Genomic DNA, 12,170 nt, shown 5'->3' on the forward strand with positions numbered 1-12,170 from the left:
TCATGTCTCCTCAGACGGCGGCGAGCGCCGTCGGCACGAAGTCCGGCGTGTCGGTGGATTGATAGTTGAAGGTGACGTCCTTCCAGGTTTCCAGCGCGGCCTTCAGCGGCGTGCAGCTTTCGGCGGCCTTTGCCAGGATTTCCGGCCCTTCATGCACGTAGTCGCGGCCCTCGTTGCGGGCGAGGATCATCGCTTCCAGCGCCACGCGGTTGGCGATGGCGCCGGCCTGGATGCCCATGGGGTGACCGATGGTGCCGCCGCCGAACTGCAGCACGACGTCTTCGCCGAGGAGATCGAGCAGCTGATGCATCTGGCCGGCATGAATGCCACCCGAGGCCACCGGCATAAGCTTGTTGAGGCTCGCCCACGACTGGTCGAAGAACACGCCGTGCTCAAGCTTCATCGGATTGAAGTCGTCGCGGCAGATGTCGTAGTAGCCGCGCGTGGTGTTGGGGTCGCCCTCGAGCTTGCCGACCACCGTGCCGGCATGAATGTGGTCGACGCCCGCCAGCCGCATCCATTTGGCGATGACGCGGAACGATACGCCGTGTGACTTCTGCCGCGTATAGGTCGAGTGGCCGGCGCGATGCAGATGCAGGATCACATCGTTGCGACGCGCCCACTTCGCCATCGACTGGATCGCCGTGTAGCCGATTACCAAGTCGATCATGACCACGACAGAGCCGAGCTCCTTGGCGAATTCGGCGCGCTCGTACATATCCTCCATGGTCGCGGCGGTGACATTGAGATACGTGCCCTTCATCTCGCCGGAAGCGGCCTGCGCGCGATTGACGGCTTCCATGCAATAGAGGAAGCGCTCGCGCCAATGCATGAAGGGCTGCGAGTTGATATTCTCGTCGTCCTTGGTGAAATCGAGCCCGCCCTTCAGCGCCTCATAGACCACACGGCCGTAGTTGCGCCCGGACAGCCCGAGCTTCGGCTTGACGGTCGCGCCAAGCAGCGGCCGGCCGAACTTGTCGAGCCGCTCGCGCTCGACCACGATCCCGGTGGCGGGCCCCTGGAACGTCTTCACATAGGCGACCGGCAGGCGCATGTCTTCCAGCCGGAGCGCCTTCAACGGCTTGAAGCCGAACACATTGCCGATGATCGAGGCCGAAAGGTTCGCGATCGAGCCGGACTCGAACAGGTCGAGGTCGTAGGCGATATAGGCAAAATACTGGCCCGGCGCCCCCGGCACCTCGTCGACGCGGTAGCACTTGGCCCGGTATTTCTCCGCCGCGGTCAGCCGGTCGGTCCACACCACGGTCCAGGTTGCCGTCGAGGATTCGCCCGCGACTGCGGCGGAGGCTTCGATCGGATCGACACCGTCCTGCGGCGTCACCCGGAACAAGGCGATGACATCGGTGTCCTTTGGCACATAGTCCGGCTCCCAATAGCCCATGCGCTTGTATTCCATCACGCCCGATCGATAGCGCTCCTTGCCGCTGACGGTGCCGGTATGTGCATTCATGTGAGCCTCCTCAAATCGTCTCTTTGCTGCCTTCGCTGAATGATCATGCCGCGACCGGCTCGCGCGCATCGATGCGCGGGTCGAGTTCGCCGGTGCGGTAGCGCCGCGCCATCTCGTTCAAGGGGATGACCCTGATCCTGTTCGCCTGCCCCGCCGTGCCGAACTGCTCGAAGCGTTCGCGGCACAGATCACGCATCGCGTCCATCGCAGGCTTGAGGAATTTCCGCGGATCAAATTCGCTGCGGCTTTGCGCGGCCACCTTGCGGAACACCGCGGTCATCGCCAGCCGGCAGTCGGTATCAATATTGACCTTGCGTACGCCGCTCTTGATGCCGCGGACAATCTCCTCGACCGGCACGCCCCAGGTCTGCGGCATCGCGCCGCCGAATTCATTGAACATATCCTGCAGCGGCTGCGGCACGGACGAAGAGCCGTGCATGACGAGGTGCGTGTTCGGCAGCCGGCGGTGGATCTCCTCGACCACCCGCATCGCCAGGATGTCGCCGTCCGGTTTGCGACTGAACTTGTAGGCGCCATGCGAGGTGCCCATCGCGATCGCCAGCGCGTCGACATTGGTGGAGCGCACGAAATCGACCGCCTGGCCGGGATCGGTGAGCAACTGGTCGTGGCTCACCTTGCCCTCGACGCCGTGACCATCTTCCTGCTCGCCGCCGCCATGCTCCAGCGAGCCGAGCACGCCGAGCTCGCCCTCCACTGACGCGCCGACCCAATGGGCGAGATCGACGACGCGGCGGGTGATGGCGACGTTGTAATCGTAGTCGGCAGCCGTCCTGGCGTCGGCCTTCAGCGAGCCGTCCATCATGACAGAGGTGAAGCCGTTGGCGATGGCGCTGGCGCAGGTCGCCTCGTCATTGCCGTGGTCCTGATGCATGCAGAGCGGGATGTCGGGATAGGTCCGCTCCAGCGCTTCGATCATGTGCGAGAGCATGATGTCGCCGGCATAGCTGCGCGCGCCGCGCGAGGCCTGGATGATGACCGGGGCATCGACGGCGGCAGCCGCCTGCATGATCGCAATCCCCTGCTCCATATTGTTGATATTGAACGCCGGTACGGCGTAGCCGTGGTCCGCCGCGTGATCGAGTAATTGCCGAAGGGTAATGCGCGCCAAGGGATTTCTCCGTTTTCTTTGTCGTGTCAGTTCTGCGGACTCATGCCGCTCTTTCCTTCGCGACACGCGCGATGGCGCGCCTTGCCGCCGCCGCGACGCTCTGCGAGGTGATGTCGAACTCGCGGTAGAGCACCGACGCCGGCGCCGAGGCGCCGAAACCGCGCATGCCGACGAATTCGCCGTCCGCACCGATCCAGCGCGGCCAGTCGCCGAGTACCGCGGCTTCGACACCGACGCGCGGTGCCGCTCCCAGCACATACGCGCGGTATTCCTCCGACTGCTCCTCGAACAAGGCAAAGCAGGGCGCAGAAACCACCGCAGCGCGGATATGTTCGGTCGCGAGCAGGCGGGCGGCCTCCATCGCAATCGGCACTTCCGAACCGGTCGCGATCAGCGTCACATCGCGGCCGCCATCCGGCGCGACGACGAGGTAGGCACCGCGCGCCACGCGATTCTTGCCGCGCCCGTCGCTGCGGAAGGTCGGCAACGCCTGTCGCGACAGGCACAGCACCGAGGGGCGATCGGCGGCCTGCAGGGCGCAATCCCAGGCTTCCAGCGTTTCCACCGCATCCGCCGGCCGGAACACCAGCAGGTTCGGAATGACGCGTAGCGCGGCCAGGTGCTCTACCGGCTGGTGCGTCGGCCCGTCCTCGCCAAGCCCGATGGAGTCATGGGTCATCACATGGATAACGCGAAGACGCATGAGGGCGGCCAGGCGAATCGCCGGGCGGCTGTAATCGGAGAAAGCCAGGAACGTGCCGCCATAAGGGATGAAGTCGCCATGCAGCGCGATGCCGTTCATCGCAGCCGCCATGCCGTGCTCGCGAATGCCATAGTGGACGTAGTCGCCCGCGAACTGTCCCCGCTTAACCGGATGCTGGGTCTTGCTCTGGGTCAGGTTCGAATGGGTGAGGTCCGCCGAGCCGCCGACCAGTCCCGGAATGGTGGAGGCGATGCTGTCGAGCACCAGCTGCGAGGCCTGGCGTGTGGCGAGCTTCGGACGCTCGGCGGCAAGGCGTTCGCGCAATTTTGCCGCCGCCCGCTCATAGGCGCCGGGCGAAGCGACGGCGTCCGCTGCAGTCGCGGCGCGTTCGCGGCGATCGAGCCAGGCCAGGCGCGCGACCTGACCGCGCTGTCCGATCATCCGCCATGCCTTCAGCACCGGGGTCGGCACGACGAAGGGCTGGTAGTCCCAGCCGAGATTGCGGCGCGCAGCCGCAGCCTGCTCGGCGCCGAGCGGCGCGCCATGCGCCTTCTCGGTGCCCTGGCGGTCCGGTGCGCCATAGCCGATGATGGTACGGCAGGCGATCAACGACGGGTGCGGCGTTGCACGCTCTTCGGCAATCGCCTGCGCGATCGCTTCCGGATCGTGCCCGTCGACCCGCCGCACCGACCAGCCGGAAGCAGCGAAGCGTTTCAGCTGATCGTCGGAAGTCGCAAGCGATGTCGGCCCATCGATCGAAATGCCGTTGTCATCGAACAGCACGATCAATCGAGAAAGTTGCAGGTGACCGGCGAATGAAATTGCCTCCTGGCTGATGCCTTCCATCAGGCAGCCGTCGCCGGCGATCACGTAGGTGAAGTGATCGACCAGCTCGTCGCCATGCCGCGCATTGGCCAAGCGCTCGGCCAGCGCCATGCCGACGGCAGTCGCAATCCCCTGCCCCAGCGGGCCCGTCGTCATCTCCACGCCGGGCGTGTGCCCGTATTCAGGATGGCCAGGCGTCTTCGACCCCCACTGCCGGAACGACTTGATATCGTCGAGGCTGACGTCGCCGCCGGTCAGATGCAGCAGCGCGTAGAGCAGCATCGAGCCGTGGCCGGCCGACAGCACGAAGCGGTCGCGATCGGGCCAGTCCGGATGCGCGACATCGAACTTGAGGAAGCGCGAGAACAGCACCGTTGCGACGTCGGCCATGCCCATCGGCAGGCCGGGATGACCGGACTGCGACTTCTCGATGGCGTCGACCGCAAGAAAGCGGATCGCGTTGGCGAGGTCGCGATCAGTGACCGTGTTGAGGTCGGCTTCGGCATGGACCGAAATATTCATCAGATGCTCCCCTGGTTTTCGTACATCCGCGGCATTGCTTTTTGGCTGCGCTTGCGCTCGATCAGCTGCATGATCAGCGGCGTCAGGATCAGCTGCATGGCCAGATCGAGCTTGGAGCCGTGGCAGACGATCGAGTTCGCGCGCGACATGAAGCTGTTCGGCAACATCGACAGCAGATAGGGAAAGTCGATGCCGCGCGGGCTCTTGAAGCGGATCACGACCATCGATTCATCCGGCGTCGGGATCCAGCGTGCGATGAACGGATTGGACGTGTCGACCGTCGGCACGCGCTGGAAATTGATGTCGGTCTCGGCGAACTGCGGACAGATGTAGTTGATGTAATCGGGCATCCGGCGCAGGATAGTGTCCGTCACCGCTTCCGTGGAATAGCCGCGCGCGCTGCGGTCGCGATGCAGCTTCTGGATCCATTCGAGATTGATCACGGGCACGACGCCGATCTTCAAGTCGGCATGGCGCGCGACATTGACCTTGTCGGTGACGACGGCGCCGTGCAGCCCCTCGTAGAACAGGAGGTCCGAGTTTTCCGGCAGCCGCTTCCAGTCGGTGAACGTGCCGGCCGGGCTACCGTGGCGGGCGGCCTCCTCTTCGTCATGGACGTAGTGCCGCGTCACCGCAGTGCCGGTCTCGCCATAGTCGCGAAATGCCTGCTCCAGCTCCTCGAACAGGTTGGTTTGCGGGCTGAAATGGCTGAAGTGCTTGTTGCCGCGCTCGGCCTCCTTCGCCATCTGCACGCGCATCTCGGCGCGGTCATAGCGGTGAAACGCATCGCCCTCGATGTAGACGGCCTTGACGCCTTCGCGATGGAATATCTGCTCGAAGGTTCGCTTGACGGAGGTCGTGCCTGCGCCTGAAGAGCCGGTGATGGAGATGATCGGATACTTTCTGGACATGCGCGGCTCCTTACAGGCGGAAGAAGCCGCGTTGCGCGAACAGGGGAGCGGAGACAGCCGGCAGCGGGTCGCAATGCAGCTGCTCGACGCGCCGCACTTCACCGCTCGATCCCATGATCAGCGGCACGCGCTGGTGCAGGCTGTGAGCTGCGAGGTCGAGGATGCGCTCGCGCCCGGTCGAGGCGACGCCGCCGGCCTGCTCGACGATGAAGGCGATCGGGTGGGCTTCGTAAACCAGGCGCAGGCGGCCGTCGCCATAGCCCGGCCGCGCGTCCGACGGATAGAGGAACACCCCGCCGCGGGTCAGGATACGATAGGCTTCCGCAACCAGCGAGCCGATCCAGCGCATGTTGAAATCGCGACTGGCGGGACCGTCGGCGCCGGCAAGACATTCGTCGATGAAGGCGCGAACCGGCGGATCCCAATGCCGCCGGTTGGAAGCATTGATGGCGAACTCGTCTGCGGTGTCGGGAATTCGCACGCCGCGCCGCGCGAGACGGAAGCAGCCGGCTGCGCGATCGAACGTGAAGATATCGACGCCGTCGCCGAGAGTGAGGACCAGCGACGTCTGTGGACCATAGGTCACGAAGCCGGCCGCCAGCTGTGCAGTGCCGCGCTGGGCGAATGCCAGGTCCAGATCGTCGGGAGCCGGCAGGATCGAGAAGATCGTACCCACCGTCATGTTGATGTCGATGTTGGAGGAGCCGTCGAGCGGATCGATCGCGACGCAGATCCGCGCCTCTCGGGCGCCGATCTCGACCTCCCGCATTTCCTCCGAGGCAAACGCCGCAATGGGCAGCTTGCCGAGGCAACGGCGAAGAATGGCGTCCGCCTGAACGTCGAGATCGCGCTGCAGATCGCCGTCGCTGTTGCGGCCGGTTGCAAGGCCTGACGTCTCCGATAGCGCGCCCCTGCCGGTGAGCTCGGCGATCTCGACCGCCGCGACCGCGATCGCATCGACCGCTGCGGCGACCGCCAGTCCTTGCGTAACGGTTTCCGAATACCTCTGAAGGTGCTTTTCCAGCGTGAGTTGCCTGATCATGTGCGTCATCCCCTCGCTGCCGCCGCGTCTCTGGCTCCCGGCGGCCGCGTGGAGAAAGTTGACAGACCGAACTTAATAAGGAAAATTTCTAATTATAATGAGAGTCAAAGATTTCTCTTATAATCATCCGGCCTCCCAGCTGCGGCATCTGACGATCCGGCAGCTGCGCGCGCTTGCGGCCCTGGCCAACAGAGGCAGCGTGACGGCGGCATCCACCCATCTCGGATTGACCCAACCCGCGGTGACCCAGCAGTTGCGCCAGCTTCAGGAACTGGCGGGCCTGCCATTGGTGCAGCGGACCGGCGACGGCATGCTGTTGACGGCAGCCGGCCGCGAAGTGCTGACGCTCGCCAGCCGGATCGAAGCTGCCATTACGGATTGCCAGGGCTCGCTCGACCTGCTTGCCGGACGCACCGGCGGCATGGTCCATCTCGGCGCCGTCTCGACCGCGAAATATTTCGTGCCGCACGCGATCGCCGCATTCTCCAAACGGTTTCCGAAGATCGAGATCAAGCTGACGATCGGCAACCGCGAGGAAATCCGCGCCGCGATGCACTCCTACGACCTCGATTTCGCCGTGATGGGGCGGCCGCCCGAGGACGTCAGCGTCGATGTTCGCCTGCTCGGCCCAAACCCGCACATCATTATCGCGAGCAAGGGCCATTGGCTGGAACGGGACGCCGGCCTCAGCCTTACCGATCTCGTGCACGAGACGTTTATCACCCGCGAGCCCGGCTCGGGCACGCGCACTTTGATGGAGGGGTTGTTCCAGAATTCCGAGCTGGAGCCCGTGATCGGCATGGAGATGAGCAGCAACGAGACGATCAAGCAGGCGGTCATCGCCGGCCTTGGAGTCGCCTTCATCTCCGCCCACACGGTTGCGAGCGAAGTTGCCGATGGCCGCCTCGTCATCCTCGATGTCGGCGGTCTTCCGATCGTCCGCCAGTGGTATGCGATCCGCCGCAGCGACAAGCTGCTGCTGCCTCCGGCGCAGGCAATGTTCGACTTCCTGGGAACGGAAGGCGCTGACTACCTGCCAGACGTGCCCGGGCTCGGCTGCGGTGCGTCCTGATCAGGCAGCCGGCAGTGCGAACGAGAACGTGGCGCCGCCTTGCGGATCGTTGGCTGCGGAGAGTTCGCCGCCATGTTCGCGGACGATGCCGTAGCTGATCCACAGCCCAAGCCCAGTCCCTTCGCCCACCCGCTTGGTCGTGAAGAAGGGCTCGAAGATGCGGCCGATGTTGTCCATGTCGATTCCGGGCCCATTGTCGGAAATCCGGAACAGAATTTCATTGCCCTTGCGCGCCGCCGATACAACAAGCCGCGGCAATTCGGTCGCCCGCATCGCGTCGATCGCATTTTCCACCAGGTTGACGATCACCTGGTGCAACTGCCCTTCATTGCCGCTGACCCACAGTTCCGGCTCGATCTCCATCCGGACATCGACTCGCACTTGCTTGGTGCGGACGGCCCAGAGCACCGCCGTGTTGATCAGGCGTTCGATATTGACGCGCTCGACCTCGCCGATCCTGCTGAAGGAGAGCCTGCGCAGATTCTTCACGATCTCGCTGATGCGCACCGCCCCTTCCATCGTACCTTCGATCAGCGGGCCGAAATCCTCCAGAATCTCGTCGATGCGCAGGCTCTTCTTGAGCGCGGCGAGATCTCCAGCCTTGCCCTTGCCGTGGATCGCATCGAAATAGGCGGCCAGCGCCGTGCGGTAGCGCATCAGCGTATGGATGTTGCCATAGACGAAGCTGATCGGATTGTTGAGCTCGTGCGCGACGCCGGCAACCAGCCGGCCGAGGCTCGCCATCTTCTCCTGTTCAACCAGTTGCCGCTGCACGCGCTGCAATTCGTGGTGGGCCTTGTGCAACGCCTCATAGGCACGCCTGAGCTCGCCGATCGGCCTGCCGGTCAGCACGACGCCGATGAATCGGCCGCGATGGTCGTGCCTCGGCGAGCTGTTGATGGCAAAGAGATCGGAACTCCCGCCGTCGGTCGCAAACCGCAGTTCGCCGTCCACGACATCCGATGCGCCGCGCGGCTTGAGCAGCTGCACCAGCTTGGCACCATTGGCGGCATCGATGATGTCGGCGATATTCCGTCCGACAATATCCTCGATGCTGCGGCTGAGCGTGTTCTGGAACGCCGAGTTGACCTGCTGCACCAAACCGATGGCGTCGCAGACGACCAGGATGTCCGAGACCGACTCGATGACGTTGGTGACGAAGGCTTGCGCCTCCTCGAGTTCCGCGTTCTTGTGCTCGAGATCGACCTCATAGCGCAACAGATCCGAATAGACTTCATCCATCTTGCGGATGACTTCGATCCAGGCGCCCTCGCGCTCGTGATCGAACTCGATCGAGCCGCGACTGGCGATGAGCTTGAGCAGCGATTCGGTTTCGTTCATCTCAGGAGAATGCCTCGCCTTTGGCATTTTTCCTCAAATCATATCTGGACAATTTGTTTCGAAGGCCGACGCGCGACAGCCCGAGCTCGCTGGCGACCCGGCTGATATTGCCCTCGTATTTCTCAAGGTAGCTGACGATAACAGACTTCTCGAGATCTTCCACCTTGTCCTTCAACGAGGCGGAGCCGTTGAGCTTGCCGTTCACCGGCGCCGCCGGACGCCGTCCGTTGCGGCGCCCGAGCAGCGGCGGAGATCGCAATTCGTCATGGTCGGCAAGCACTGCCATCCGCTGGATCTCGTTTTGCAGTTCGCGCACATTGCCCGGCCACTGGTATCTGCAGAATTCCTCCAGGGCGGACGCCGCAAAGCGCAGGTTCGGCCGATTGAACGAGGTCTTGACGGCCGACAGCACACCCTCGGCAATCAAGGGAATGTCCATCGGACGATCGCGCAAGGCCGGCATATGGACCGGGAATGCCGCCAGGCGATAGTAGAGGTCGCGTCGGAACCGTCCCGCTTCGACCTCCGCCTCAAGATCCCGGTTGGTCGCTGCCACGACCCGCACGTCGACCTTGTGTACCCGTTGCGCGCCGAGCGGACGGATTTCGCTCTCCTGCAGGACGCGCAAGAGCTTCACCTGAAAAGCCGGCGAGGTCTCCCCGATCTCATCGAGGAAGATGGTGCCGCCATTGGCGACCTCGAACAGCCCGATACGATCCTGATAGGCGCCGGTGAAGGCGCCCTTCTTGCAGCCGAACAATTCGCTTTCGAGCAGCTCGTCAGGGAGAGCGCCGCAGTTCTCGACGACGAAGGCCTTGCTGGCGCGCGCCGATCCGTAGTGGATGGCGCGGGCCAGCAGTTCCTTGCCGGTTCCGGATTCCCCCGTGATCAGGACGGAGATATCGTAGTCAGCCGCGCGCCTGCCGAGCTCGATCACGTCGTGCAACGGGCTGTCGGGCGCATGCAGGATGCGGTTGAAGTCGTAGAGCTGCTTGGCCACGCCGCGCTTGACCGAGACGACCTTCTTGATGTGCCCGGCCGTCGCCTTGACGTCGACCCCGGCCGTCTCCGTTTCCTTTTGCAGGCGATACAGCTGGATCGCTTCCTTGACGATTTCGACCAGCCGGTCCGGTTGCCACGGCTTTGTAATGTACTGGTAGATTCCCGCCTCGTTGAGGCCGGCGATGATGTCCTCGGAATCCGAATAGCCGGAGATGATCATCCGCACCGGATCCGGCCAGTGTTCGCGGACCCGCCTCAGGAAGCTCACGCCGGATTCGTGCGGCATCCGCTGATCGCACAGGATGGCGTGAACGATCTCCCCCTCCAGAAGCTTTTCGGCGTCGGCCGCGCTGCCGGCGCAAAGTACCTCGAAATCCTGATTGAGCACGCGACGCAGCGCCTCCTGCGACCGCACCTCATCGTCAACGACGAGAATTGTTCCTTCGCTCATGATCGCACCGCCATGCGGGTGGGCCTCTCGGAAGCGCGCCGCGAACGATGATTCGCGATGGTCAGCGGCGTGCGCGATTTCGGCACCTTGTGAATGAAGTTGTAGCGCGCCACATGGTAGCTCGGATCGAAGCCGTAAAAATTGAGTCGCATTCGCCGCAGCTCCTCGCTGCGATAGGCATCGAGCGGCTTTTCGGCCTCGTCGGCAGCGCGACGCCTCTGCTTTTCGGCGAGGCGCGAGGCGTAGCCGTCATCCGAGGCCAGTGTTGCGCTGAGCCCTGCCAGATTTTCCCTGGTCAGCTCCGCGGAGGTGAGTACGCGGTCGACGATGCCAAGCCGGCTTGCTTCCGCCACCCCCATCGGGAGGCGGCATTGCGTAATCCTCGCCGCGTTCGCGGCTCCCGCCCGCCGCGGCAACAGATAGGTCCAGTATTCCGAGCCATAGAGATTGCCCATGTCCTTGTAGTGCGGATTGAGGACGATCTGGTCGCTCGCCCAGACCTCATCGGCGGCAAGACTGAGGAACACGCCGCCCGCGCCGGCATTGCCGTGGAGGACGGAAATCACCAGCCGATCGGTGGTCTCGATGATCGCGCGCGCGAGATCATCGATCGCATTGATGTTACGCCAGGATTCATCCGCCGCGCTTTCCGCGGCCTCGATTTCCGCGAGGTGAATTCCGTTGCACCAGTAATCGCGGCCGCCGGTCAGCAGCAGCACCTTGGTCGGCCGCGCAAGCGCCTCGCGATAGGCGGTCAGCAGCGCCTCGCAGTCCGCCGTGCCCGTGGCGCCGTTGTAGAAGGAGAACTGCAATTCGCCCACGTCGCCAAATTCGAAGTACTGAATGGGGCCATAACCGCATCCCGACATCTTCGGCAGGTCGGCCGCCTCTGCAGCAAAGACCTTGGCCGCCGGCAGTTTCAGGCTGGTCGGCACCAGTTGACGGACATGGCCGATCCAGACCGCGCCATCAACGGTCGCGCGGGCAAGGGCACCGTCGCATCGCGCCACGACCTCGCCGGCACCACCGGAGATGCCGTGCGCCGCGCAGGCATCGAACAGCCGGACATCCTGCTGAAACAGGTTGTCAATCAGTCCCGGCATCCCGTCAGCGCTCCATATCTTGCGCAAGACAACGTCCGTCGAATCCCGCTGCCAGTCGATCGACCTGTCCGCCTGCCGGCACACGCCGCGTACGCTAATCCGGGGATCGTCGTCGCGCATTGGCGCCGGCGGCGCCCGTCCGGTCTCGATCGCCGCCACCGCTTCCAACACCGCTTCCACCGCACGGCTCGTGAGCTCGTTGCGATAGATGCTGGACTTGGCAGCCCGGCGCATCGGAAAGGTTCGAGAGGCCCAGACCGGTCCCGCGTCGAACTCGCCATCCGCCTGCAGCACCGTAACGCCCCACTCGCCGACGCCTTCAAGGATTGCCCAGTCCAGCGCGGCCGGCCCGCGGTCGCCGGGCGGACCGGGATGAACGACCAGGCAGCGTACGGCGTGCCAGACGTCCTCCGGGATCGCCCGCTTCAGAAACGGGGCCACCACCAGATCGGGCCGGTAGAGCGTCACGCTCTCCCGGGTGACGTCGGGATGGATATCGAGCTCGACCGACACCTCGTGCCCGTGCTCGCGCAGTTCGATATGCAGCCTCTGCGTCAGGCTGTTGAACGAATGCGACAGAAGCAGGATGCGCATCGGT

The 12,170-nt window shown here is 64.1% G+C and carries 9 protein-coding genes; 1 reads left to right on the plus strand and 8 read right to left on the minus strand.

Annotation, left to right across the window (positions count from 1 at the left end):
• Nucleotides 1–10: 10 nt before the first annotated feature.
• The 5 genes from HZB49_RS20850 to HZB49_RS20870 are packed head-to-tail and all read right to left on the minus strand — an operon-like array spanning nucleotide 11 to nucleotide 6,603.
• Nucleotides 11–1,471, minus strand: coding sequence for a form I ribulose bisphosphate carboxylase large subunit (locus HZB49_RS20850; protein ID WP_291614817.1), 1,461 nt, complete (start codon nucleotides 1,469–1,471; stop codon nucleotides 11–13).
• A gap of 43 nt (nucleotides 1,472–1,514) precedes the next feature.
• Entirely contained in the window at nucleotides 1,515–2,600 is a 1,086-nt protein-coding gene (gene fba / locus HZB49_RS20855; protein ID WP_291614819.1) for a class II fructose-bisphosphate aldolase, read from the minus strand.
• A gap of 40 nt (nucleotides 2,601–2,640) precedes the next feature.
• The gene (gene tkt / locus HZB49_RS20860; RefSeq protein ID WP_291614821.1) at nucleotides 2,641–4,650 is read right to left on the minus strand and encodes a transketolase; all 2,010 of its coding nucleotides are present in this window, start codon (nucleotides 4,648–4,650) and stop codon (nucleotides 2,641–2,643) included.
• Nucleotides 4,650–5,561, minus strand: coding sequence for a phosphoribulokinase (locus tag HZB49_RS20865; RefSeq protein WP_291614822.1), 912 nt, complete (start codon nucleotides 5,559–5,561; stop codon nucleotides 4,650–4,652). Before HZB49_RS20865 ends, tkt begins: the two co-directional genes overlap by 1 nt.
• Before the next feature lie 10 nt (nucleotides 5,562–5,571).
• Complete coding sequence (locus HZB49_RS20870) at nucleotides 5,572–6,603, minus strand: class 1 fructose-bisphosphatase (protein WP_291614823.1); 1,032 nt, start codon at nucleotides 6,601–6,603, stop codon at nucleotides 5,572–5,574.
• Nucleotides 6,604–6,700: 97 nt separating this feature from the next.
• On the opposite strand from HZB49_RS20870, the gene HZB49_RS20875 reads away from it, so the two are divergent.
• Nucleotides 6,701–7,675 (plus strand): LysR family transcriptional regulator, encoded by a 975-nt coding sequence (locus HZB49_RS20875; protein ID WP_291614824.1) that lies wholly within the window; start codon nucleotides 6,701–6,703, stop codon nucleotides 7,673–7,675.
• On the opposite strand, the gene HZB49_RS20880 is transcribed toward HZB49_RS20875, so the two are convergent.
• Genes HZB49_RS20880 through HZB49_RS20890 form a run of 3 tightly spaced genes read right to left on the minus strand, consistent with a single transcriptional unit; the run spans nucleotide 7,676 to nucleotide 12,166 of the window.
• Nucleotides 7,676–9,043, minus strand: coding sequence for an ATP-binding protein (locus HZB49_RS20880; protein ID WP_291614825.1), 1,368 nt, complete (start codon nucleotides 9,041–9,043; stop codon nucleotides 7,676–7,678).
• A complete protein-coding gene (locus HZB49_RS20885) occupies nucleotides 9,018–10,472 on the minus strand; it encodes a sigma-54 dependent transcriptional regulator (protein WP_291615060.1) in 1,455 nt (484 codons plus the stop codon). Before HZB49_RS20885 ends, HZB49_RS20880 begins: the two co-directional genes overlap by 26 nt.
• Entirely contained in the window at nucleotides 10,466–12,166 is a 1,701-nt protein-coding gene (locus tag HZB49_RS20890) for an enoyl-CoA hydratase-related protein (RefSeq protein ID WP_291614826.1), read from the minus strand. The genes HZB49_RS20885 and HZB49_RS20890 overlap by 7 nt, the downstream gene beginning before the upstream one ends.
• Nucleotides 12,167–12,170: the final 4 nt, after the last annotated feature.

The organism is Bradyrhizobium sp. (assembly GCF_016219575.1).
Taxonomy (GTDB): domain Bacteria; phylum Pseudomonadota; class Alphaproteobacteria; order Rhizobiales; family Xanthobacteraceae; genus Bradyrhizobium.

What these genes read in the sequence shown, in the direction of transcription:
- HZB49_RS20850 (WP_291614817.1), bottom strand. Translation starts at nt 1,471, where the DNA reads ATGAATGCACATACCGGCACCGTCAGCGGCAAGGAGCGCTATCGATCG.
- tkt (WP_291614821.1), bottom strand. Translation starts at nt 4,650, where the DNA reads ATGAATATTTCGGTCCATGCCGAAGCCGACCTCAACACGGTCACTGAT.
- HZB49_RS20865 (WP_291614822.1), bottom strand. Translation starts at nt 5,561, where the DNA reads ATGTCCAGAAAGTATCCGATCATCTCCATCACCGGCTCTTCAGGCGCA.
- HZB49_RS20870 (WP_291614823.1), bottom strand. Translation starts at nt 6,603, where the DNA reads ATGATCAGGCAACTCACGCTGGAAAAGCACCTTCAGAGGTATTCGGAA.
- HZB49_RS20875 (WP_291614824.1), top strand. Translation starts at nt 6,701, where the DNA reads ATGAGAGTCAAAGATTTCTCTTATAATCATCCGGCCTCCCAGCTGCGG.
- HZB49_RS20880 (WP_291614825.1), bottom strand. Translation starts at nt 9,043, where the DNA reads ATGCCAAAGGCGAGGCATTCTCCTGAGATGAACGAAACCGAATCGCTG.
- HZB49_RS20890 (WP_291614826.1), bottom strand. Translation starts at nt 12,166, where the DNA reads ATGCGCATCCTGCTTCTGTCGCATTCGTTCAACAGCCTGACGCAGAGG.